The organism is Streptomyces microflavus, from assembly GCF_014650075.1.
GTDB classification, from domain to species: Bacteria; Actinomycetota; Actinomycetes; order Streptomycetales; family Streptomycetaceae; genus Streptomyces; species Streptomyces microflavus.
In genome coordinates, this window is record NZ_BMUG01000003.1 from 604939 (window position 1) to 628566 (window position 23628).

The window sequence follows — 23628 nt, forward strand, 5'->3', positions numbered from 1 at the left end:
CCTGTTTTCCTTGGATCAGTCAAGAAGCTTGATGGAGTCGCGGCTCGTCCACATACCGACATCGCCCGTGGGATAGAGGTGCCGGTGGGCCGAGGGGAATCCGGGTTGGATCTCGCCCTCCGCCATCCACTGCCCCCACTCGCCGTCGACGGGAAGGTCGGAGACCGAGTCGGCCGCCACATGGATATGGCCGGGAACACCGACCGGGCAGGGGCGGGCGTTCTCGTCCAGCACGAACACCGGACCGCGGAAGTCCTCGAAGAACTTCCGCTGGTCCTCGTGCTCGGCCTCGACGGTGGGCGCGTTCTGCGAGCTGACGAGCAGGTCGGCCAGTTCCGTCGCGTCGACGCCGTCCACATCGGCCACGAGGCGGTGGCCCGAGGCGACCTGGTGAAGGGCGGTGCGGAACAGCCCCATGAACGCGGAGACCCACGCCGGCTCCACTACACCGGTCATCGAAGAGAACCGGACCGTGAGCCGGTCGCCGGGAATGGCGACCACGGTCAGCTTGTAATTCGTCCGCTCATGGCTCGCGAACGATCCGATGCGCAGATTCTTCGACGTGAGGAACTCCGGGCCCAGCGGATAGTTCTCCAGGATGAACAGCACATCGAACTGCGCACGGCTCCGGCCCGTGCCCGCGTTCTCCAGAATGTGGGTGGTCGCCAGGCCGCTGTGCTCGATGGCACCGAACCCATCGGTCTGAATTCTCCCCATGAGGGCGTCGACCGGTTCGTCTGCGGCCATCCGGACGCGCATGGGCAGCGTATTGATGAGCAGCCCCACCACACGCTCCACATCCGGTACGTCGGGGGAGCGCCCCGACACCGTCACGCCGAAGAACACGTCGTCGGCGCCGGACACGATGCGCAGGGTGAGGGCGAGGGCGGTCTGCAGCACGGTGCTCAGGGTGCAGTGCGCCCGGGCGGCGAACTCCCTGACGAGCGTGGTGTCCTCCTCGTCGAGCACCAGGTCCAGCTGGGAGAACCGGTCCTCGTCTGCCGCCGACAGGGCCTCCGGCGGAAGGGTCCAGGGAGTGGAACCCGCCAGGTAGCGCGTCCAGTAGTCGCGCGTCTCGGTCAGATCCAGGTTCCGCAACCACTGCGCGTAGCTCCGGAAGCTCGGTGCGGGCTCGATCGCACCGGGCTCCGGCACCCCGGTGTCGTACAGCTCCAGGGTTCGCGCCAGGATCCGGAAGACGCTCCAGCCGTCCAGCGAGATGTGGGGGAAGCTGAAGGCGAAGACATGCTCGTCGGCGGCGGTCCGCACCACGGTGACCCGCAGCAGCGGCCCGCCGGTCAGATCGAACCCGGCCGCGATGTCGGCGGCGAGGAGGTCGTCCACCGCCTCCCGGCGTCCGGCCTCGTCGGCGCGGTCCGTCAGGTCCCGGTGGTCGATCCGGAAGTCGACCGAGCCGAGGACGATCTGCACCGGCCGGGAGAGGGACTCCCAGCCGTAGACGGTCCGCAGCATCTCGTTCTCGGCGATGACGATGTTCCAGGCCGCCTCGAACACCGCGAGGTCGAGCGTGCCGTAGAGGGTGGTCACGACCTGGCCGAAGTAGTCACTGCCGTCGGGGTGCATCAACTGGTGGTAGAGCAGCCCCTCCTGAGCGGGCGTCAGCGGCAGCACGTGCTGGACTCCGTCCCCGTGCACCGCGCGTACGGCTTCCCGGTCGGCGGCGGGCAGGGCGGCCGGCGCCGGAACGCTCTCCGTGTGCGCTTGTGCCGTGGTGCCGTCGAGCCCCTCCGCGAGGGCGATGAGATTCCGCTCGTACTCCGCCTGCAGCTTCAGCACCGCGGGCAGGTCCGCGAAGGCCCGGTCCACCCTCATGGAGACCTTGAGGTCGTCGCCGTACTTGAAGATGTTGAACTCGATGGCGCACTCGCGCCGTGAGGCCCCCGAGCGGAAGTCCCCGTACGCCGAACTCGCCAGCTCCATACCGCTGGGCATGGCCCCCAGGTAGTTGAACGCGACCGGGACGGCCGAGGCCAGCGGGGGAACGGAGTGGTCCAGGTAGCTCAGCGCGCCGTAGTCGTTCCCGCCGTTGGGTATCGCCCGGAGCTGCCCCCGCACGGCCTGGACATCGGCGACCGGGCCGCCGGCCGCCGCGCCGCGCAGGACCGTCGGGTACATGCTGGTGAACCAGCCCACCGTGCCGGAGATGTCCGGGGAGCCGGGGGAGTCCGACCGGCCGTGGCCCTCCAGGAGGACGGGGAACCCGCTCTCGCCGAAGGCGTCGCAGTACGCCCGGGTGAGCGTGGCGAGCAGGGCGTGCTGCAGCTCGGCCCCCGCGACGGACGCCCCGATCCGGGCGAGCCGGCCGGTGACCTCGGCGCTCACACCGAACTCCCGGTCCACCGTGCCGGACTCCGTGAGCGCGGTCCGGGGGAAGGGGCTCCGGATCTTCGACGCGACCTCGGTCCAGTAGGGGATCTGCCCCTGGACCTCGGGCGAGGCCACCCGCAGGTGGGTGGCCGCGATCCACGACGAGAAGGTCGCCGCGACGGGCGGCAGCCGCAGCTCGGCCGGGGCCTCCCGCAGAGCCGTGCGGATGTCGCGGGCCAGAACGCGCAGGGAGACCCCGTCGCTGATGAGGTGGTGCAGGGCGAGCACGAGCTTGACCTCGGTGCCGGCGTTCACCTTCCCCGCCAGCAGCATCCGGCCCTCACCGACGCTGAGCGCCCGCTGCATCGCCGTCAGCTGCGGCTGGATGTCCGCGACCCGCTCGGTGGTCCACTCACGGACCGGGATGTCATGGGCGGGCAGCCCCTCCTGGTAGTGCCAGGACGCCCCCTCGCGCCAGAACCGTGCGCGCAGCGCCGGGTGTTGCTGCTGGACCGCCCGCAGAGCCCCCTCGATCCGGGAGAGCGGGTAGTCCTCGTCGAGATCCAGGACGAGGGGCAGGTTCCAGTGGTCGTGCCAGTCGTCGTCGCCGAGCGTGTCGAAGAACCACGCGTGGACGGGGGCGAGATCGGCGGTCCCGGCCCGCTCGACGGTGTTCACCGAGGAGTCCGACGCGTCCGGCGAGGACGGCGACGAGCGGGGGACCATCAGCGCGGCCAGCCTGCGGACCGACTGGTTCTCGAAGACCTCCTTGGCGGAGACCTGGTACCCGGCGCTGCGGAGCCGGTTGGTCATCTGGATGACCTGGATGGAGTCCCCGCCCAGGCTGAAGAAGTTGTCGTCGGCACCGAACGTGTCGAACCCGAGGAGCTCGGCCCAGATCCGCCGCAGCTCGTTCGCCTGCGGGCCCAGATCCTCGCCCGCCGCTCCGTCACCATCCGTGGCGCCGCTCGTCCCGTTGGCGGCGATCTCGATCCCGGAGAGCCGGCGCCGGTCCACCTTGCCGTTCCGGTCCAGCGGCAGCTGGTCGAGCCGGACGAAGACGGCGGGGACCATGTAGTCGGGGAGCAGCCGCTCCAGCTCCGCCCGGATGTCCGTGTCGCCGTCGGCCGTGTAGAAGGCGATCAGCCGCAGGGTGCCACCCTCCGGCGTACGCGCCTCGACCGCCACATCCCGTACGTGGTCCAGGGAACGGATCACGAGCTCGATCTCCGACAGCTCCACCCGGTAGCCGCGGACCTTCACCTGATGGTCCACCCGTCCGATGAACTCGATGTCCAGGCCGTCGGCGAGCCGGACCAGGTCACCGGTCCGGTACATCCGGCCGCCCCCGGCGAACGGGTCGTCGACGAAGGAGGCCGCCGTCAGGTCGTCCCGGTTCACATATCCGAGCGCGACACCCCGCCCGCCGACATGGAGTTCACCGGGGACACCGACCGGCTGGAGCCGGCCGCTGCCGCCCAGGACATAGGCGGAGGAGTGGCCGACGGGCCGGCCGATGGGGATCGCCCGGTCTGCCGGAACGTCGTCGGGGATGCGGTACGTCGTGGAGAAGGTGGTGTTCTCCGTCGGCCCGTACCCGTTGATGATCCGGATGCCGGGGCACGCCTCGATGACCGCCCTGATCTGCCGGGGCGGCAGTACATCCCCGCCCACGATCAACTGCCGCAGCCGGCCGAAGACACCGGGGTCGGAGTCGGTGATCTGGCTGAACAGCGGTGCGCTCATCCACATGACCGTCGCACCCGAACCGTCGATCGCCTCGCGCAGCGCGGTGATGTCCAGCAGAACGTGCTCGTCGACCAGATGGAGCGCCGCCCCGTTGAGCAGGGCGCCCCAGACCTCCAGTGTGGAGGCGTCGAAGGTCAGCGACCCCGTCTGCAACACCACGTCCTGGGGCCCGAGTTCGACGTAGTCCGGCCGGTACGCCAGCCGGAGGACGTTCTCGGCGGAGACGGCCACACCCTTGGGACGGCCCGTGGAGCCCGAGGTGTACATGATGTACGCCGGGGTCGCCGCGGCGTCCCCCTCGTGCCACGCCGGCTCGGTGTCCGTCGCCGGGGCGTCGTACACCGCGAGAGGCAACTGCCGTACGCCGCCGAGAGGTTCGGACACACGGTCGTCGAGCAGGACCAGGGCGCCGGAGTCGGAGAGCACCAGCCTGCGGCGTTCACCGGGGTCGGAGGGCCGTACGGGGACGTAGGCCGCGCCGAGCCGGGCGACCGCGATCATGGCGATCACCACATGCGGGGAGCGGCGGGCCGTGATCGCGACCCGGCTGCCGGGGACGACGCCGTTGGCCCGCAGATACGCGGCATAGGCGGCGGACCGGTCCCAGAGCTCGGCGTAGGTGTACGACTCCGCCCCCATGACCAGGCCCGGACGGTCGGGCCGCTCCCGCACGACGTCGGAGAGCACCGCCGGAATCGACGGTGGCAGGGCCGCGTCGAGCGGACCGTTGATGGAGAGGATGCGCTCCCGCTCGGCCTGCGACACGATGTCGATCCGGCCGACCTGCGGGTCCAGCAGTCCGGGGAGGTCGCGGAGGACCGTGTGGTACGCCTCCACCCAGCGTTCGACGTCCTGCCGGGGGAAGAGGTCGCGGCGGTACTCGAAGACGAGGTCGAGGTCCCCGTCCCGCTCGAACGCCTGGATGGACAGGTCGAACTTCGCGGTGTCGCTCTCCCAGATCTTGAGCCGCCAGTCCGCCTCCGGCGTGGTGAGCCGTTCGATCTGGGCGTTCTGCAGCACGAACAGCACCTGGAAGAGCGGGTTCTTGTTGTGCACCCGTTCCGGCTGCAGGGCCTGCACCAGCGAGTCGAACTGGACGTCCTGGTTGTCGTGCAGGCCGATCACCTTGCGCTTGACCTGCTGGACCAGGGCGGAGAAGGGCTCCGCGTCGTCGATCTGGATGTCCAGCGGCAGGGTGTTGGCCAGGAACCCGACCAGGCCGGACGTGTTGCCCCGGCCGCGGTTGGCGATCAGCGTGCCCAGCCGCACATGGCTGCTGAGCGTCAGGCGCTGGTGCAGCACCGAGTAGGCCGCGAGCAGCAGGACGTACAGGGAGACGTCATGGTCGCGCGCGAGCTTGCGCAGACCGCGCAGGACGTCGGGACCCACGGTGGATTCGTGGTGCTCGCCGTCGGAGGTGAGCGCCTCCCCGGAGTTCGAGCGGGCCGGCAGCTCGGCGGGGACCGCCACCTGCTTCAGCTGGTCCGTCCAGTAGCCCAGCTGCTTCCGGTACCCGGCCGAGTTCTCGTACGCGGTGACGTCGGCGACGTAACTCCCGTAGAGCCCGTCGACCGGCGCGAGCCTCGCTGCGCCGTGGTGGAGGAGGTCGTCGTGGATCGCCGCGAGGTCGGAGAGGATGACCCCCATCGACCAGCCGTCGGACACGATGTGATGGATGGTCAGCACGAGGGTGACCCGGTCGTCGGCGCTCGTGACGATGGCGGCGCGCAGGGGCAGTTGGCTCAGGAGGTCGAACGGGGTGGCGGCGGAGGCCGCGATGATCCCGTCCAGCCTGCGGGCCCGCTCGCTCTCGGGGAGCCCGCGCAGATCGTGCTCGTCGAAGGAGAGGTCCACGTCCCGGATCGGGACGACATGCTGCCAGAAGCTCCCGGACGCGTCCTCCCGGAACCGTACGCGCAGGGCCTCGTGCCGGTCGATCAGCGTCATCAGCGCCGTCTTGAGCAGGGGCCTGACCACGCCGCCCGACACCTCGATGGAGACGGTGTTGTTGTAGTAGGGGCTCGACGGATCGGCCTGGAAGAGGAACCAGAGCCGGCGCTGCTGCGGGGTGAGGGGAACCTCGGCCGTCGGGTCGGCCGCCCGGGGGACGACGGCGGCCGGTACGTCCGGGGCGCTGCCCGCCGCCGCCTGCTCGGCGAGGTGGCGGACCGTGGGTTCCTTGTAGAACTCCTCGTGCGAGACCACGGCGACCCCGTCGTCCCGCAGCCGGGCGAGGAGCTGGATGGTGGCGATCGAGTCGGCGCCCAGATCGAACAGGTTCTCCGTGACCCCGATGGTGCCGACCCGGAAGACGGCCCGGCAGATGTCGCGGATGCGCTCCTCGGTGGCGTTCCGGGGCGGCTCGACCGTCACCGCTCCGCGCAGCACGTCGAGCCGGTCCAGGACCATGTCCCGGTCCACGAGGCCGTTGCGGTCAACGGGGAGTTCGTCGAGGATCTCGTACCGGAGCCGCGGGCCACCGAGGTGGGTCCGGACCGCGTCCTCGACGGCGTCGGCCCGTGGCACGAAGAGCCGCTCGAAGTCGCCGAAGTCGGTGACGACACAGGTGGGTTGGGGCTCCCCTTCCTGTGCCCCGACGGCCAGGCCGTGGGGGAGGCGGGAGCCGTCGACCCCGATGTGGACGGCGGGCCGGTCGGTGCGGAGCGCGTCGAGGAGCGCGCCGAGCCCCTGGAGCGGCTCGATGGTCTCGATGCCACGCCGGTGCAGGGCCCGGTTCACCCTGAGGTTCTCGCTCATCCCCGTCTCGTCCCAGACACCCCATGCCACCGATGTGGCGCGAATGCCCTGGGAGCGGAGGTGGGCGGAGTAGTGCCCGGCGAAGTCCGACGCGGCGACGTACGCCGAGACGGTCGCCCCCGGGGCGAGGCTGCGGGCACTGGCGAAGGTGACCAGGAAGGCGTCCCGGTGCTCCTGGGCGAGCAGGCCGCCCAAGTGGTGGAGGCCGGCGACCTTCGGCTTGAAGACCTCCGTGAGCTCCTCGGTCGACTGGTCGGCGACCAGCGCCTCGTGGACCATGCCGGCCAGGTGGAAGACCCCGTGGAGTGGCTGGCCGGACGATGCGGCGTGCTGCCGGATCGTCTCCCGCAGCAGGGCCGGGTCCTGGAGGTCGGACTGTGCGTAGGTGAACGCCCCGCCGTGCTCGCGCGCGATCGACTCGAACGCGGCGACCCGGTCCCGGACCGCCGCCGCCTCGCGCCGGCCGAGCACGAGCACGTTCCGCCGGAAGCGGCGGAGCAGCAGGGCGACGAGTATCCTCCCGATCCCGCCGAGCCCGCCGGTGACGACGAGGAAGCCGTCCTGCCCGTCCAGCGTGGTGCCGGTCGGGGGGAGCGTCAGCGGTTCGACGGCCTGCTTGTGCCGCAGACCGTCGACGAGGACCACGGAGCGGCCGTCGAGCGGCTGGGCGGCCTCGTACGCGAAGAGCGCGGCGAGGTCGTCGTACCGGCCCGAGAGGTCGATGTGCGTCAGTGCGTGGCCCTCGTCCACGGCACTGCGGACGAACCCGGCGAGCGGTGCGGAGGCATAGCCCGGGTTGGCCGGGAGGCCGCCGAGGGCGTCACGGGTGAAGACGGCCGCGTACGTGACGGCGACACCGGCGGCCGGGAGCTCACGCAGCAGGTTCTGCACGCTGAACACACCACGGGCCTGGGCGCCGAGGATGTCCCCGGTCTCCTCGGACTCCGCCCGGGGGCCGAGGGCCCACAGATGCGCGATCTCCAGGGACTCGATGCCCGCACGCCGCAGGGCCGCACCGAGCTGTGCGTACGCCTCCGGGGAGCCGGGGTCGACCTCGGCGGTCAGCGGTACGCCGGGGAGGCCACCGCCCTCCAGCCGTACCTCGCCGCCCGGGCGCGCGGGGCGCACCCACACGACACGGCGGTCCCCGGAGCCGAGGAACCCGGACAGGGTCTCCTCGTCGTCGGTGAGGACGGCGAGCACCGGTCCGTGCTGCCGCCGGGCGGGGAGGGCCTCGGTATCGGCCCTGACCAGCGTGTCGGCGTAGGTGCCGACGGGCCGCGCCGGAGCCAGGTCCACGGTGGGCGTGGAGGCACCGGCGAGCAGCACTCCGAGCAGCTCCGCCTCCGGGTGCGAGGCGATCGCACCGACGAATCCCACCTCGTGGTGCACGATCCCGTGCGCCTTCACGGCCCGGACCGCCCGCTCGTGGACGGCTGCCCGGTAGTCGGGGTGCCCGGAACGCGTCTCGATCGCGAGAACCGCCCCCGGCGTGCCGGGCAGCAGGACATCGGCCGTCCACACCCGCGAATCGGCCACGCCGGGCAGCGCGTTCACCGCGGCCTCGATCGCGTCGCTGCGGGTCCACCCCGATCCGAGGCCGCCCAGTGCGATCCCGCCGGTGGTCCCGGTGCCGGGCGCGGGGCGGGTGTGGCCCAGCTCCTTCGCGGTCGCCGTGAGGTAGCGCCCGGGGCCGACCAGCGGCCGCAGTGCGTCCGCTACCTGTGCCCGGCGCCGCTCGTCGCCGTCCTGACCGGCCGTGCGGTCGGTGAACAGGCCGTCCCGGTACGCCGCACCGAGCTTGGCCCGCTGGATCTTGCCGAGGTTCGTCTTGGGGATGTCCTCCCGGCTCACCGGGATGACCGCGTGCAGCCGGATCCCGATCCGCCGCAGCACATGGGCGCGGATGACCTCGGTCACCGGCTCGTCCGTCCCGTCGGCGCGGGGCACGAAGAAGACGACGGCCTGCTCCTCACCCGAATCGGGGTGGGTGTGGGCCCAGGCGGCGGTGAAACTGGTCTCCACGAACGGGAGTTCCTCGATCGCCGCCTCGACCTCGGAGAGGTCGAAGTTGAGACCGTTCACGATCAGGATCTGCTTGGCCCGCCCGGTCATGGTGATCACACCGTCGCGGACCTGGGCGAGGTCGCCGGTCCTGAACCACCCTTCAGGGGTGAAGCTCTCCTCGTTCGCCGTGGGGTGGTGGAAGTACTCCCGGGTCACGCACGCCCCGCGGACCAGGAGATGACCCACCTGCCCCTCGGGAACCGCCTCGCCCCCTTCGTCGGCGACGAGCACCTCCAGGCCCGGGATCGGGCGGCCGAGCGCGACGAACTTCGGTGTGCGCCCGGCTCCTTCCGCGCCTTGCAGGCCTTCCGCGGTGTCCGGCGCCTCGTCCGCAGCGACGAAGTCCCGGTTGTAGAAGACCCCGGAGCAGGTCTCGGCCATGCCCCACACCGGTACGAACACATCGGGGCGCAGCCCGAACCCGGCCAGCTGGGAGGTGAGCTGCGCGATGGCGCGGGCGTTGAGCATCTCGCCGGCGTTGATGGACTGGCGGAGGCAGGAGAGATCCCACGACGCGTCCTCGCGTGTCCCCACGAGATTGCCGAGCAGTGAGTACGCGAACTGCGGCGCCCAGGTGTAGTTGACCCGGTACTTGTCGATGAGGTCGAGCCAGACCAGCGGATCGGCCAGAATGTGTCCGGGCGCGACCTGCACCTGCTCGCTGAGGCGGCAGACGCCTCGCAGATGGGACATGAGAATGCCCGCCGCGTGTTCGAGCGGCATCCAGTTGAGCTGGACGTCGGTACCGCTGCCGTCGACCTGCGTGACACCCGCTTCCCGGGCCAGGATCGCTTCGTGCGTCTGCACGGCACCCTTGGGCGCCCCGGTGCTCCCGGAGGTGAAGAAGATGACCGCTGCGCCGTCGGGCTCCGCGGCCGGCACGGCGGATGCGCCGGCGGTGTCCGGCAGCTCGGCGTCCCGGGGAAGGACGAGGACCGCGTCGCGGTCGACACCGGCATCGGCAATGGCCGGAAGGTAGGCATCGGCGAGCCTCGACCCGACGACCACGCGGCCGGAGCCCAGGGTGGCGAGAACCCTGGAAACGCTTTCCAGATTCTCCCGGTCGACGACATTCGGAACACTCAGCGGGACAACGACAACTCCGGCATGGACCGCTGCCCAGAACACCCGCAGATACTCATGGGAGCTGTTGACCTGGAGGATCAGGTTCTCACCCGCGCGGACGCCGATGTATTCGGTCAGCCAGCGCGAGAGGCGTAACGCGTCCTCATGCAGAGTTCCGTAGGTGGTGGAGTCGTACGAACCGTCGGCGTCGTAGAGATGAATCCTTGTGCCGGGCGCTTGTGCGGCGGCCTCTTCCAGAGCTCCGAAAACGGTCTTCCAGCGGGGTGGGGAAACCACCTCACCGCCCGAGACGTACGAAGCCACTGCAGCGTCTTCCTTAGAAGGAGACACCATCTTTCTCCAGCCCCCTCTTTGATTTTTCCACGATCAACTGAATGATGCTGCTGAGATTTTCGTCGATAAAGAAATGGCCTCCGGCGTAGGAATGGAATTCCACACCGGACGCACTGAGCGCCTCCCAGACTCCGGGCGGAGCCTGTTGTGCACTCGCGTCGTCCTTGCCGTTGAGAATCACCAAGGGGCTCCGGACGGGTACGCGCTCGTCGATCGACTTCGCGCCGTCCTCCAGCAGATAGAAGTCCGCGCGAATGATCGGCAGGAACAGCGTGAGCATGAGCTCATGCCGGGCGACGGCCTCCGGGAGGCCGCCGTACGCGTCGAGCCCGGCGATCAGCTCCTGATCGCTCAGCTCCCGGGCGGGCCTGCTCAGCACGTGGTGATAGGCCGGCGTGCCGCGTCCGGAGAGGAACAGCCGATCGGCCCGGAAGCCCAGGGACTCCAGACGCCTTTCGAGCTCCAGCGCGATATAGGCGCCCATGCTGTGGCCGAAGATCGCAAAGGGATCTCCTGGTTCCAGCGCCGCGACGGCTCGTCGGGTGAGGTCGTCGACGGCCTCCGCGAAAGACGCGTAGAACCCTCTGTCCATCCGGTCGCCACGTCCGTCGAGCTCCAGCGGGACAATGTCGATGTGTGGCGGGACCAATGACGTCCACCGGTAGTAGCGACTCGCGGTTCCCCCGGCGTGCGGGAGGCAGAGAAGTTTCACCGGTACGGCCGGAGGCTCGGGTTGTCACGCTCTCGCTGACGAAAGGGAAATCGAATCTCCGTGCTCAACAATCTCACGGTGGACCGGTTGAAATATGAACGGTCTGCGAAGTTATTCATAACTCGCATGAAGGCCCCCCTGCCACAAGCATCCCCCTGCAACGGCTTCATCGGCACGCTAGCAGAGCCCCGAGAGGAATCGCCAGGTCCACAGGGGGCGCGTGGGGTCTTTGGGACTTTCTCCCCGACGGGCGGTCGCTCATGCAGATGCAACCGGCATTCAGTTACCGGCCGGTATGCCGCGCCCGAAGTTCTGGGGGTTAGTTTCTGCCCTGTTGATATGCGGCGGAGGGGGAGCCATCGGCCTAGCCGATGGCTCCCCCTCCGGCCGGCCGGAATTACGGGCAGGTTGGTCCGGGTGAGCGGCCGCCGGGTGCGGTGGCCCGGCCGGCGGGCCGCCCCGGCGAGGGCCGCCCGCCGACCGGGCACGGACGCCCCCGGAACTTCCGGCGCGAGCTACCGACCGGCTACGGAGAGTCGCTGACCCTCGGGTGATCTTGCGGCTGCCCCCGCCCCTCGGTGAGACCTCCGCCCACCCCCGTGCGCCCTCACCCCTCCCTGCGGGACCTCCAGAGCAGCCAGATGAAGTACGGGGCGCCGATCACCGCCGTGAGCAGGCCCACCGGGATCTGCGCCGGGGCGATGACCGTCCGGCCGACGGTGTCGGAGACGACCACGAGCAGCGCACCGAGCAGGGCGCTCACCGGGACGACCCGCACATGCCGACGGCCCACCAGCGCCCGTGCCGCGTGCGGTGCGACGAGGCCGACGAAACCGATCACGCCGACCGCCGCCACGGCACCGGCGGTCAGGACGACGGCGATGGTCAGCAGGGTCAGCCGGGTGGTACCCAGGCGGATGCCGAGCAGCCGCGGTGTGTCGCCGTCCAGCCCGATCAGATCGAGGTCGCGGCGCATCACGGCCAGCACCGGGAGGGCGGCGGCGAGCGCCACCAGCACCGGGAGCAGCTCCGGGAAGGTGCGCCCGTAGGTCGAACCGCCGAGCCAGGCCAGCGCCTTCGTCGCGTTGTACGGGTCGGTGAGCACGATCAGCAGGCTCACGAAGGCACCCGCGCCCGCGTGGACCCCCATACCGATCAGCACCAGGCGGTTCTGCTCCAGCCCACGCCGAGCGGCAAGACCGAACACCAGCGCGGCCGCCGCGCCCGCACCGGCCAGCGCGGAGCCGCTGATCAGCCAGAAGCTCGCCAGCGGTACGACGGTGAGGACGGTGACCGCCCCCACCCCCGCCCCGCTGACGACACCGAGGATGCCCGGCTCGGCGAGCGGGTTGCGCGACACCGCCTGGACGACGGCCCCCGCCACCGCCAGCGCCGCACCGGCCAGCAGGGCTGCGGCGACCCGGGGGACACGGGTGTCGAGGACGTACGTCACGAACTGCCCCGACCGGCCGCCGAGCCAGTTCGCCACATCGCCCAGGAGCAGCGTGGCATCGCCGAAGAGCGTCGCCGCCACCACCGCGCCCAGCAGCCCCACGGCCGTCGTCACCAGGGTCAGGACGAACGCGCGGCGGCTGCGCAGCCGGGCGAACGCCGTCGAGCCGCTGTCCGACCCCAGGTCGCGCGACCGGTGGGCGAGGATGACCAGGACGAGCGCGCCGAGGCAGGTCGTGACGATGCCGGTGGGCACCTCGGCCCCCGCCTGCGCCCCGAACAGCGCACGCAGCGCCACGTCCGCGCCGAGCACCACGAGCACACCGGCGAGCGCGGATGCCGGGATGAACGCGTGGTGGCGCACCAGGCCCGGGATCCAGGTGCTGAGCAGACGGACGACGGCCGGCGCGCACAGGCCGACGAAGCCGACCGGCCCCGCCACCGTCACGGACACCGCCGCCAGCAGTACGGCGAGGACCACCACGATGGAGCGCGTCAGCCGGGGGCTGACGCCCACGACCGCCGCACCGTCGTCGCCGAGGGCGAGGATGTCCAGCTTCCGGCCCATCAGCAGCAGCCCGACGAAGGCCAGGACCGCGACCGGGGTGAGCCGGTCGATGGACTCCATGCCGATCTGGGCGAGCGAACCGTTGCCCCAGGCGAACAGCCCGGTCGTCTGCTGGGAGCGCAGGAGCAGCAGCATCCCGCTGAGCCCGGAGAGGGCCAGGGTGAGCGCCGAACCCGCCAGCACCAGCCGGATCGGACCGGCGCCCGCCCGCGACAGGCCGAGCACGACGCCCGCCGCCAGCAGCCCGCCGAGGAACGCCGTACCGCCGGCCGGGAGCGCGGGCAGTGTGATGCCGAACGCGGCGACGGCGACGACCGCGAGGTACGCGCCCGCGTTCACGGCGAGCGTGTCGGGGGAGGCCAGCATGTTGCGCGACACCGACTGGAGGGCGGCGCCCGCCCCGCCGAGCGCGCAGCCGACGAGGAGTCCCGCCGCGAGCCGGGGCAGCCGGGAGTCCAGGACCACGGCGGCCGTCTGCTCGTCGGCGGTGCGGTCCGCCGCTGCACCCGTGAGCAGCTGCCACAGCGTGTGCAGGTCGACGGCGGCCGTGCCCTGGCCCACGTGGACGACCGCGAGGGCGGCGAGGGCCAGGAGCGCGGCGAGCGCGAGGAGGAACATCCGGCCGCGGCGGGCCGGGCGGCCGGGCGCGGCCGGGGGCGGTGCCCCGGTCGGGCCGGCCGCGCCCGCCACCGTCTTCACGGGGGCGGGCGGGGCGGGTGTGGTGCGGGTGCTCATGGTCAGGCGGTCAGAGCGCCGACGAGTGCGTCGATGTAATCGCGCATGGACGCGGTCCCGCCGAACATCCAGATGCCGTCCGGAAGCCGGTGGACCTGGTCGTTCTTCACGAACGGCAGCGACTTCCAGACCGCGTTGCCCTTGAGCCCGTCGTCGAACGGGTCGCCGCCGTCGGCGTCGTTGGCGATGTACGTGAACCGCGCGTCGCCGATCTTCGTCAGGCCCTCGACATCGGTGGCCGCGAGGCCGTAGGCCTTGTCGCCCTCCAGCTTCCACGGGTCGACCAGACCGAGTTCGGTGTTCACGTCGGCGAGCAGCGAGCCCTTGACGTACGGGCGCACCGAGACCTGGTTGCCCTCCTGCCAGCCGTCGGCGAAGGCCACTTCCTTGCCGCCGAGCCCGGCGTCGGCGAGCTTCTTCTTGCCGTCGGCGACCGCCTTGCGGAACGAGGCGACCTCGGTCTTCGCCTTCTCCTCGGTGCCGGTGGCCTCGGCGATGAGGTTGACGTTGTCGACCATCTGGTCGATCTGCCGGCTCGCGTCGGCCGAGCGGACCACGACGACCGGCGCGGCCTTGGACAGCTGCGCGATGGCGGAGTCGGACAGGTCGGTGGTCGCGACGATGAGGTCGGGCTTCAGACCGGCCACGGTGGCGACGCTGGGCTCGCCCCGGGTGCCTATGTCCTTGACGTCCTTGGCGAGCGGCGCGGATGTGTCGTACGCCGTGTAGCCCTTGACGTCGGCCACGCCGACCGGCTGCACACCGAGCGTGACGAGCGTCTCGACGACGTTCCACTCGGTGCCGACGACCCGCTTGGCCGGACCGTCGAGCGTGACCTTCTTGCCGCGCGAGTCGGTGACCGTCACCGCGGTCTCCTTGGCGGATTCCTTCTTCGGGGCCTCGGTGGTGCCGCAGCCCGCGAGAGCGAGTGCGGCCGTTGCGGCGAGGACGGGCCACTTCATGTACGGGTTCTTCATGACGGGGTTCAGGGCCTTTCGGTACGGAGGTGATGGCGGCCCACCGCGCGGGTGCGCGGGATGCCGGTGGAGGGGTCCGGTTCGACGTCGATCCGGATGCCGTAGGTCTGGGTCAGCCGCTCGGAGTCGTAGACCTCCGCGGGGGTGCCGGCGGCGGTGATCCGCCCCGACGAGAGGAGAACGACCTGGTCCGCCACGGCGGCGGCCTGGTCCAGGTCGTGCAGGACGACCCCGACGGTCACCCCGTGGGTGTCGGCGAGGTCGCGTACGAGATCGAGGATCTCCACCTGGTAGCGCAGGTCGAGATAGGTCGTCGGTTCGTCGAGCAGCAGCACATCGGTGTCCTGCGCGAGACAGCAGGCGAACCAGACGCGCTGCAGCTGACCGCCGGAGAGGCTCTCGACGCCGCGGTCGGCGAAGCCGGTGAGGTTGGTGACGGCGAGCGCGTGGTCGATCGACCGGGCCCCGTCGGGGTCGCTCCCGCGCAGCCGCCCGCGGTAGGGGTGGCGGCCGAATCCCACCACGTCCCGCACGCTGAGCCCCGCCGGGGCGTTGCGGCTCTGGGCGAGCAGGGTGATGCGGCGGGCGAAGTCGTTGCGCGACAGGGCGAGGGCGTCGACCGGCTCGGCGTCGTCCGGGGCCGACACCGTCACGGTGCCGGTGCGCGCCTTGTGCAGCCGGGCGACGGCGCGCAGCAGCGTCGACTTCCCGCTGCCGTTCGGCCCGATCAGGGCGGTGACACGACCGCGCGGCAGCCGGAGGTCGGCCCCGTGGACGACATCGGTCCGGTCGTACGCGACGGTCAGGTCGCGGGCGTCGAGACCGACGGAGCTGTCGGGTCCCGCGGCGGGGCCGGGCGCGGTGCGCCGGAGCGGCGGGCTGTCTTCGAGGTCGTGGGCAGGAGCGATCACGACGGTGAGGGTAGCCTAACCTTAATTCGGCGCTTCACCCGGTATACGGAAGGTTCAGTTCCGGAGATCGCGGACGGCCGCCACCGGGCGCCCCCGGGGGGTGGTGGGTGCGGTCGCGACGGTGCGGGCAGGCCCGAATGGCGTTGGTTTCCAGTCGAAGCGGCTCGTGGGGGTTTCCGGCCGATCCGGAATCATCGCAGGTCAGGCGGTCGTTTTCCATTGAACCGTCGAAGGCTGTCCATATGCTGGACGAGCTCCGCGCCCGGTGTGAGCTGCCCGAACGACCATCCGGTCGGTTCGAACGGACGTCTGCGGCTGGAAGCGGGCTGCCGATGTGCGCCTACTTTCCGCATACGTAAGACTCCTGACCGCAATCAGCACTCGACCGAGGAGTTTTCACTCATGCGACACAATCGTCACGCAATCTTCGCAACCATCGCCGCGAGCACCCTGGTCTTCGGCGGTCTCGCCGCCACCTCCGCCCACGCGGCACCGGCGAAGGCGCAGAGCCTCTACGCGCCCTCCGCGCTCGTCCTCACCGTGGCCCAGGGCGAGGACCCGCTCACCGCGACGGTCCAGCGGGCGGTCACCCTCACCTGCGCCCCGAGCGCCGAGGGCACCCACCCCGCCCCCGAAGCCGCCTGCAAGGAACTGGAGTCGGTCGGCGGCCAGTTCACCCAGCTGGCCCGGACCTCGCCCGACCGCATGTGTACCCGGCAGTGGAACCCCGTGGTGATCACCGCCCACGGTGTCTGGCACGGCAAGCGCGTCACGTTCTCGACCACGTACGGCAACGCCTGCGAGCTGGCCGGCAGCATGAACGACAGCGCCGTCTACTCCTTCTGAGCCTGTTCGGCACCCTCGGTGGACTCCTGCGTCACCCGGGTCCCCGGGTGACGCAGCGCGAACAGGAAGGCGACGGCCAGCGCGATCGCCATCCCGTAGAACACCCACTGGTTGGCCTGGGCGAAGTCCATCCGGATCGCCTGCATCGAGTCCTTCACCGCATCGGCCACCGGGCCGCTCCCGGAGGATCCGCGGGTGTCCGCCTGGCCGGTCACCGCCTGCGCCACCGACTCCGCGGCATCGCCCGCCGCACCCTCCGGCACACCCTTGCCGACCAGCGTGCCCTCCACGTTGGTGATCGTCCGGTGCGTCAGCACCGTGCCGAACACGGCGAGTCCGATGCTGGCCGCGAAGTTCCGCACGGTCTGGGTGATCCCGGTGACCTCGCCGTACGAGGCACCGATCGCCCGGTTCACGGCATCGGTCGAGGCCGGCGCCAGCAGAAGCCCGATCCCCGCGCCGGCCATGGCCGCGTACAGCCACTGGTCGTGCATGGAGAGCGTCGTCAACTTCTGCGCCCACAGGAAGAATCCGACCGCGCCGAGCGCGGTGCCCAGCTTCAGCGCCGGACGGGCACCGCGCTTGTCCAGGATGCGGCCGCCCCACTGGGAGGCGATGCCGAAGCCGATGAAGAAGTAGAGGAGGTAGAGCGCCGCCTGGTTCGGCGAGGCACTCAGCGAGACCTGCGCGTACACCGAGGCGAAGAAGAAGACCGGGACGAACGCCATCATCGAGAAGAACAGCACCAGGTTGTCGATCCGGAACGCCCGGTCCCGGAACACCTGGAGCTTGATGAGCGGGAACCGCGCACGCAGTTCGAACCAGCAGAAGAACGCCAGCACCAGCAGTCCGACCACGATGCACGCCCAGGTGGCGATGGAGCTCCAGCCCCAGGTGGACGCCTGCTGAAGGCCCAGGACCGTCAGGCCCATACCGACCGCCACGAGCACGGCACCGGGCAGATCCAGCCGCTCGCGCCGGGACCGGTTCGGGATGTGCGCCAGCACCGTCAGCACGATGGCGATGACGGCGACGGGCACGTTGACCCAGAAGATCGCACGCCAGGTCCACGAGGTGAGCCAGCCGCCGAGCAGTGGCCCCACCGCCGTGAGGGCCCCGGAGAGCCCGAAGAACAGCGCGAGCGCCCGCCCCCGCCGCTCCACCGGGAACACCGCGATGACCACGGCCAGCGCGGCCGGGAACATCAGGGCCGCGCCGATGCCCTGCACGGCCCGGAACCCGATCAGCCAGGCCTGGGCGAAGTCCCCGGCCGGCACGGCACCGCACATCGCGGAGGCGATGACGAAGACCAGCGTGCCGATCAGCATCACGCGGCGGTGCCCGAAGATGTCGGACAGTCGCCCGCCCAGCGCGAAGAACGCGGCCAGGGTGAGCAGATAGGCGTTGATGACCCACTGCATCTGCGTGGAGGTGAGGCCCAGTTCGTCGATGATGTCCGGGGCGGCGATGGCGACGATCGTCTGGTCGATGAAGGTCATCGACACGGCGAACAGCATGGCCGCGAGAGCGAGGCTCTGGTTCGGGGACCCGGTCCGGCGGCCGTCGGCCGCCGGACCTGACGGCGCCGGCTCCGGGCCGTCCCCCTTGGAGGTGTCTGTGCCCATGCGTTCATGGTGCGGTGCCTGCCGGGGTGCTGCATCCCGAGCGGGCCCGGCCGCCGCCGGGCCGGGCTACTTACCGGAACCGGAGTACGGCAGCAGCGCCATCTCCCGGGCGTTCTTGATGGCCGCGGCGAGCTGCCGCTGCTGCTGGGCGCTCACCCGGCTCACCCTGCGGCTGCGGATCTTGCCCCGGTCGGAGATGAACTTCCGCAGCAGATCGGTGTCCTTGTAGTCGATGTACGTGATCCTCGCCGCGTCCAGCGGGTTGGGGCGGGCCTTGAGCGGCTTGCGGGGGTCCGGCTTGTGTGCCATGGGGATTCCTTGTAGCAGGGGTCAGGGGTACGGGGGTGGCTTCCGGTTCACACCGGGTCGAGGAGCTCGTCGAACGCGGCGGGCAGGCTCTTCCACGCCTCCCGGCCCGCCCGGTACTCCTCGTCGTCGAGCAGACACGAATCGAGCAGGGCGGTCAGCCCGTCGCGGTCGAGGCCGGGGGAGACGAAGACCAGGTGCTGGCAGCGGTCGCCGTGCTCGGGGTGCCAGTCCAGCGCGGCCGCGGCCCGCCGGTAGGGCTCCACCATGGCCCAGGCGGCGTCGGGGAGGGAGGCGAGCCACGGGCCGGCGTTCTCCACACAGAGCGCACCGCCCGCCGCGTCCCAGGAGAGCAGGGTGTCGGGCCGGTCCGCGAGCCAGAACCGGCCCCGGCTGCGGGCGGCCGCACAGCTCAGATCCTCCAGCGCGTGGAAGAGGCGCTCGGGGTGGAACGGGCGGTGACGACGCCAGACCAGCGTGGAGACCCCGGCCTCGTCCGCCTCCTGGGGCAGCAGCGCACAGGCCGGATGCTGGCCGGCGGCTGCCGCCTCCACATCGAAACCGGCGACCGCGAGACGCGCCAGCACGGGTGCGTCCACGGCGACCCGACGTGCCGTCGGGTTCAGCTGACGGATCAGCGCACGGTCCTCGTCGTCGGCGGCCGGGTTGTCGGCCAGGGCCAGGACGGGGGCGTACTCCACCTGCCGGGCCCAGGTGTCCCCGATGGTCCGCCGGTCGGCGGGTGCCGCAGCGAGACCGGCCTCCGCCAGGTCGTCACCGTTGGCGAGGCACGGCAGGACGAGGGTGGGATCGATCGCGGTGATCACATTGGTCACCTCGAAGCTGTCCGCCCCATGGACCGCGATGACCTCGGCCATCGACTTCGGTTCGACGGAGTCCCAGAGTTCCAGGACGGCCAGTCGGGTGAGCCCGCTGTCCGCCAGCCGTTGCAGCTCGGGAACCAGGTCCTCCCGCAGCGCACAGCACGCACAGTCGTTGACCAGGGGTGTCTCGCCGGCGGACAGCTCCCCGGTGGCGTCCCGCAGGGTGCGGCGTACGGTCCCGTCGGTCGCCGTGGACAGGTCGTGGTGCAGCGCGACGCTGTGCGGAACCCTGGAGAGCAGCTCCTCCACCACTTCACGGCGGGCCTCGGAGTGCAGCCCGCAGACGATGACGACGGGCAGCTTCTGCCGCTGTTCCTCCGTCACCGGGCCTCACCGCGTCCGTACCGGCGCTCGAAGCGCTCGACGCGGCCCGCGGTGTCCATGACGCGTGCGGTGCCGGTGTAGAAGGGGTGGCTCGCGGAGGAGATCTCCACGTCGACGACCGGGTAGGTGTTGCCGTCCTCCCACTCGACGGTCCTGTCGCTGGTCAGGGTGGAGCGGGTGAGGAACGCGAAGTCGGCGGCCTTGTCGCGGAAGACGACGGGGCCGTAGGCGGGGTGGATTCCGGGCTTCATGAGGGGTCCTAGCGGTTGGGGGTTGCTGCGGGGGCCGGGCCGGGCGGCCTCAGCGCTCCTCGCGGAAGTCGACATGGCGGCGGGCGACCGGGTCGTACTTGCGCAGCACCATGCGGTCGGGGTCGTTCCGGCGGTTCTTGCGGGTGACGTAGGTGTAGCCGGTCCCCGCGGTGGAGCGGAGCTTGATGACCGGGCGTACTTCGTTGCGAGCCATGGGCGCTACTATATGGCAATGGTTTCCATTTTCAATAATGGATGCATCGATGAGAGGCAGGTAACTTCCGTGTCCGCCCACTGCCAACTGACCGGCTCGCAGCCGGGATTCGGCAACGCCATCTCCCACTCGCACCGCCGTACGTCGCGCCGGTTCGACCCGAACGTCCAGCGCAAGCGGTACTGGCTCCCCGGTGAGGGACGCCATGTGCGGCTGACCCTCAGCGCCCGGGCGATCAAGACGATCGACGTGATCGGCATCGAAGCCGCGGTCGCGCGCATCCGCGCGCGGGGAGGGAAGGTCTGATGGCGAAGAAGAGCAAGATCGCGCAGAACGAGAAGCGCAAGGCGATCGTCGAGCGGTACGCCGCCCGCCGCGCCGAGCTGAAGGAGATCGTCCGCCGCCCCGGGACGCCGGAGGCCGAACGCGCGGCCGCCGTCGCGGAGTTGAGGCGCCAGCCGCGCGACGCCAGCGCGACGCGGGTGCGCAACCGGGACAGCGTCGACGGCAGGCCCCGGGGGTATCTGCGCACCTTCGGCCTCTCCCGGGTCCGGATGCGCGAACAGGCGCACGCCGGATTCCTGCCCGGAGTGACCAAGTCCTCCTGGTGACAGGGGTCTGAGCGCACGAGGGGCGGGTGGTGGTACGGCGATCGCCGTACCACCACCCGCCCCTCTGCTGTGCGGGACCTGTGCCGTGCGGGCTCAGCCCTCCGGCCGCAACAGTCCGCGCTCGTACGCCTTCACCAGCCGCTGCGGCACCTGGTGCACGGTGCCCTCGATCGTCACCGGGACGAGCTGCGGTGTCGTCGCCTTCCACTGGGCGCGCCGGTGGCGGGTGTTGCTGCGGGACATCTTCCGCTTCGGGACTGCCATGGGTCTCTCCTGGGGGTGGGGTCCGGTACTGTCGGCTGCCGCCGACCGTATATGGAAATGGAAGTCGTTTCCAAGTTGTGATCCGTGTTGTGGTCCGTGGGGTGGCCGGTCACCGCCCCACCGGGTCGGCGTGCGCGCCGTCGCCAGGGGTGACCAGGGCGAGATGGCCGCCGTCGTCCAGCGGAGTGGGGAGCGTGAGGGTGGTGACCGGCTCCGCCCGGTCGGCGTCGAAGACGTGGACCTCGCCGTGGCCTCCCCGGCTCACCGCGACCAGGCCGGCCCCGGGGGAGGCGGCGACCGCCCGCCGCTGGACGCCGTCCCACGGGGTTCCGCCACGCCGGGGCGCCCCCGCCATCGCGGGGAGCGGGAGGCGGGCGGCGATGTGCGGCCGGGCCCCCGGGGTGGTCGGAGCGGCCAGCAGGATCAGCTCGTCGCCGTCCGGGTGGACGCGGGAGTACGCGATGTGCCGGGCGGTCACCGCGAGCCGGAACACCAGTCCGGGTCCCAGCTCCAGCCTCCCCGTGGTGCCGGTGTCGAGCCGGTGCCACCAGGCGTCGTTGGTCCACTCCGGCCACTGCCCCGGAGCGGTGGGCCCGCCGCGCACGCACGACCAGAGGGTGCGCCGTACGGGATCGAGCCGCAGGTAGTAGCCCCGGCCGCCGGTGCGCCCGTCGGCGTCCCACGGGAGGGGCGGCTCCGCCGTGAGCGCCTCGCCGTCGTGCCGGACGCGGTGCACCCCCGAGCCCGCCGCCGCGAACACCCGCCCGGTGACCGGGTCGTAGGCGTCCCCGTGCCCGTCGGCGTCCGGCAGCCCGATGCGCCGGACGGGCTCCGCCGGCGGGCACGAAGGGGGTGCGGCCATCAGCTCGCGGTGCCGGTGGACCAGGAGTTCGCCCGGCTCCCGGTGGCGCAGCACCACGAGCGGCGACGGCCCGCCGAGCACCGTCACCCCCGGCTCGCCGGTCCGCCCCCGTACGCGTACGGCGACGGCGCCGTCCGGTGCGCCGAGGTCGACGGCGGTCAGGAGCCCGGTCCAGGCCTCCTCGTTGCGCCCGAGTCCGGTGGTCACCGCGAGGTGCCGTCCGCCCGGCGCGGCCGCCAGGTGCTCGGCGGGTACGGCGACCGGTATCCGGCGCCGGACCAGGGGCCGGCCCGTGTCGGGGCCGTACGGATCGAGGACCAGCAGCTCGCCCGCCCGGTCGTCCACACAGGCGAGCAGATCGTCCGGGAGGGCGAGGAACCCCGCGTGCTCGGCGAGGTGCCGGTGGTGGAGTGCGGCCCGCTCGTCGCCGTCGGGGAGGTCCAACAGGCTGATCCGGCCCGCGACTTGGTCGGCGACCAGGAGGCGGGGCGGCAGGTGGGGCGGGTGGGGCATGGCGTTCTCCTGAAAACGGTCGGTGGGGTCCAAGGTGCGGCGGGAAGCCTTGGCCCGCTTTATTGGAAATGATAATCATGTGTAAGGTTCCGCTCTGTGGTGGGGATGGCTCCCGGGGCCCCGCCGTCGCACCTGCCTCCTCCCCGGGGCCGTACAGAATCTGAGAGACAGCCGATGCCACGAACCGCACTGAGAGTCCGCCGCTGGGCCGCGATCGCCGTACTGGGAGGGCTGCTGGCCGGCTGCGGCACCACGGACGACGCATCCGGGACCGCCGAACCGGCCGCCGGGGCCGGGCCGAGTACCAGCACCGAGGTGCGGCCCATCGAGGCGGCCACCCGGATCACCGACACCAAGGGCGTCACGGTCTCCCTGGAGAAGCCCCCGCAGAAGATCGTCTGCCTCGTCGCCCTCTGCGACGACATCCTCGTCGAGCTGGGCATGACCCCCACCGCCACCAACTCCGCGGTGCTCGCGAGCCCCGGATTCCTGGGCAAGGAGAAGGCGGCGAAGGTCCCCCTCGTCCCCGGCGGCTTCCTCAGCCCCGAGGTCGAGGCGATCCTCTCCCACCGGCCCGACCTGGTGATCGGCCTGGAGGACACCCACGGCAAGCTCGCCCCCGCACTGAAGGGCGCCACCACCTTCTGGCCCGTACAGCCCGGCTCCTGGCAGGACAGCGTCGGCTACCTGCGGGACCTGGCCGCGCTCACCGGCCGTACGGAGGAGGGGGAGAAGGCCGAGAAGACGTTCCGCACCCGGCTGGCCCGGGCCGAGCAGGCCAGGAGCGACAGGACCGCGCTCATCATCTTCGGCAGCGACGAGAACTTCGGCGTGGCCACCCCCGAGACCGACGTGGCGGCCGGACTCTTCCCGAAGATCTCCCACTACCCCTGGAAGAGCAGAGGAGTCGACGGCTCCTACAGCCTGGAGGAGATCCTCGCGCGGGACGTCGACGTCCTCTTCGTCGAGACGCTCTCCTTCGGCGCACCGGACGGCAGGCTCTCCGACAAGCTCGCCGACAACCCGCTCTGGTCACGGATCCCGGCGGTGAAGAACGGCAAGGTCATCGAGGTCGACTCCGAGGTCTGGGCCAAGGGGCGCGGCACCCGGTCCCTGGGCATCGTCCTCGACGAGGCGACGGCCGCACTGCGGTGAGGCGCCGCACCACGGCGGCGACCGGCCGCACCGCGATGACCGGTCATGGCGCGGAAGCCGGCCGCACATCGGTGACCGGTCGGGCAGCGGGAGCCGGC

At 71.2% G+C, this 23628-nt stretch carries 16 protein-coding genes; 4 read left to right on the top strand and 12 right to left on the bottom strand.

Translation table 11 applies throughout. The features are described from left to right. Positions 1-15 precede the first annotated feature (15 nt). From IE264_RS11620 to IE264_RS11640, 5 genes are all read right to left on the bottom strand, one after another. The gene (locus IE264_RS11620; RefSeq protein ID WP_229887496.1) at positions 16-10290 is read right to left on the bottom strand and encodes a non-ribosomal peptide synthetase; all 10275 of its coding nucleotides are present in this window, start codon (positions 10288-10290) and stop codon (positions 16-18) included. Positions 10291-10303: 13 nt separating this feature from the next. Continuing rightward, on the bottom strand, positions 10304-11032 hold the full coding sequence (locus IE264_RS11625) for a thioesterase II family protein (RefSeq protein ID WP_078657572.1): 729 nt from the start codon (positions 11030-11032) through the stop codon (positions 10304-10306). Between the two features lie 607 nt (positions 11033-11639). Then, positions 11640-13787 carry an iron ABC transporter permease gene (locus IE264_RS11630; RefSeq protein WP_032759207.1) on the bottom strand — a complete coding sequence of 716 codons (2148 nt, stop codon included), beginning with the start codon at positions 13785-13787 and terminating at the stop codon, positions 11640-11642. Positions 13788-13789: 2 nt separating this feature from the next. Continuing rightward, complete coding sequence (locus tag IE264_RS11635; protein ID WP_032759205.1) at positions 13790-14764, bottom strand: ABC transporter substrate-binding protein; 975 nt, start codon at positions 14762-14764, stop codon at positions 13790-13792. A gap of 8 nt (positions 14765-14772) precedes the next feature. Continuing rightward, on the bottom strand, positions 14773-15675 hold the full coding sequence (locus IE264_RS11640) for an ABC transporter ATP-binding protein (protein ID WP_190167628.1): 903 nt from the start codon (positions 15673-15675) through the stop codon (positions 14773-14775). A 402-nt stretch (positions 15676-16077) separates the two neighbouring features. Between IE264_RS11640 and IE264_RS11645 the strand changes: the two genes are divergently transcribed. Beyond that, positions 16078-16521, top strand: a complete 444-nt coding sequence (locus IE264_RS11645) for a subtilase-type protease inhibitor (protein ID WP_032759204.1) — start codon at positions 16078-16080, stop codon at positions 16519-16521. On the opposite strand, the gene IE264_RS11650 is transcribed toward IE264_RS11645, so the two are convergent. From IE264_RS11650 to rpmG, 5 genes are all read right to left on the bottom strand, one after another. Then, positions 16509-18146 carry an MFS transporter gene (locus IE264_RS11650; RefSeq protein WP_032759203.1) on the bottom strand — a complete coding sequence of 546 codons (1638 nt, stop codon included), beginning with the start codon at positions 18144-18146 and terminating at the stop codon, positions 16509-16511. The genes IE264_RS11645 and IE264_RS11650 overlap by 13 nt on opposite strands. Positions 18147-18212: 66 nt before the next feature. Further along, positions 18213-18455 carry a 30S ribosomal protein S18 gene (rpsR, locus tag IE264_RS11655; RefSeq protein ID WP_015612992.1) on the bottom strand — a complete coding sequence of 81 codons (243 nt, stop codon included), beginning with the start codon at positions 18453-18455 and terminating at the stop codon, positions 18213-18215. 47 nt (positions 18456-18502) lie between these two features. Then, positions 18503-19660: a CobW family GTP-binding protein gene (locus IE264_RS11660; RefSeq protein WP_032759202.1), complete on the bottom strand. Its 1158-nt coding sequence runs from the start codon at positions 19658-19660 to the stop codon at positions 18503-18505. Beyond that, positions 19657-19911 (bottom strand): type B 50S ribosomal protein L31, encoded by a 255-nt coding sequence (locus tag IE264_RS11665; protein WP_015612994.1) that lies wholly within the window; start codon positions 19909-19911, stop codon positions 19657-19659. The genes IE264_RS11660 and IE264_RS11665 overlap by 4 nt, the downstream gene beginning before the upstream one ends. Before the next feature lie 49 nt (positions 19912-19960). Beyond that, positions 19961-20125: a 50S ribosomal protein L33 gene (gene rpmG / locus IE264_RS11670; RefSeq protein WP_003964410.1), complete on the bottom strand. Its 165-nt coding sequence runs from the start codon at positions 20123-20125 to the stop codon at positions 19961-19963. A 69-nt stretch (positions 20126-20194) separates the two neighbouring features. On the opposite strand from rpmG, the gene rpmB reads away from it, so the two are divergent. Next, positions 20195-20431 (top strand): 50S ribosomal protein L28, encoded by a 237-nt coding sequence (rpmB, locus tag IE264_RS11675; protein WP_015612995.1) that lies wholly within the window; start codon positions 20195-20197, stop codon positions 20429-20431. Further along, positions 20431-20736, top strand: a complete 306-nt coding sequence (gene rpsN / locus IE264_RS11680) for a 30S ribosomal protein S14 (protein ID WP_094210759.1) — start codon at positions 20431-20433, stop codon at positions 20734-20736. The genes rpmB and rpsN overlap by 1 nt, the downstream gene beginning before the upstream one ends. Positions 20737-20829: 93 nt before the next feature. Here rpsN and rpmF read toward each other — a convergent pair whose 3' ends face one another. Next, positions 20830-21000 (bottom strand): 50S ribosomal protein L32, encoded by a 171-nt coding sequence (gene rpmF / locus IE264_RS11685; protein ID WP_015612997.1) that lies wholly within the window; start codon positions 20998-21000, stop codon positions 20830-20832. A gap of 109 nt (positions 21001-21109) precedes the next feature. Continuing rightward, complete coding sequence (locus IE264_RS11690) at positions 21110-22375, bottom strand: hypothetical protein (protein ID WP_032759201.1); 1266 nt, start codon at positions 22373-22375, stop codon at positions 21110-21112. A gap of 174 nt (positions 22376-22549) precedes the next feature. Here IE264_RS11690 and IE264_RS11695 point away from each other — a divergent pair, with 174 nt between their 5' ends. After that, the gene (locus tag IE264_RS11695; RefSeq protein WP_032759199.1) at positions 22550-23530 is read left to right on the top strand and encodes an ABC transporter substrate-binding protein; all 981 of its coding nucleotides are present in this window, start codon (positions 22550-22552) and stop codon (positions 23528-23530) included. The last annotated feature ends 98 nt before the right edge of the window (positions 23531-23628 follow it).